Genomic DNA, 562 nt, shown 5'->3' with positions numbered 1-562 from the left:
GTGGTATCTTGCCGGCCCGTCCGGGCCGGCGCCACGCTCATGCTATCCATGTATTCAGATGGTGTATCGAAGGAACATTGTCCTCCGCGATCGTCGTCATGATTAGATGCTTCCCACGTCAAAATCTCAAATATGTAAGATGGTCTGTAGGAGATCGCGCCAGCCTACGGGATCCCTCCCGTGGCTGCGCGCTATGCGGCTCTCAAGGTACGCGGGGCGTCGCCCCGGGGGCCGGATGCCGCGAGCGGTCGGAGGGGAGGGCGGGCCGCGGGCACGCGCCGCGGCTCCACTCGTGGGATAAGTTCTGAAAAATTATGTCTTCCTAAGAAGCGTGTCTCCCTAGAAAGGAGGTGATCCAGCCGCACCTTCCGGTACGGCTACCTTGTTACGACTTCACCCCCCTCGCCCTCCACACCTTCGACGCCTCCCCCCAAACGGTTGGGCCGGCGGCTTCGGGTGCAGACGACTCGGGTGGTGTGACGGGCGGTGTGTACAAGGCCCGGGTACGCATTCACCGCGGCATGCTGATCCGCGATTACTAGCAACTCCGACTTCGCGGGGG

1 rRNA gene is annotated in these 562 nt (G+C 62.5%); it reads right to left on the bottom strand.

Annotated elements, in window-relative coordinates:
- Positions 1–343: 343 nt before the first annotated feature.
- Positions 344–562 (bottom strand): 16S ribosomal RNA (locus B5G02_RS09990); the annotation flags it as partial.

The organism is [Collinsella] massiliensis (genome assembly GCF_002161605.1).
Lineage (GTDB): Bacteria > Actinomycetota > Coriobacteriia > Coriobacteriales > Coriobacteriaceae > Enorma.
Note: the sequence above shows the minus strand (reverse complement) of the source record. Positions and strands in the feature narration are given on the sequence as shown.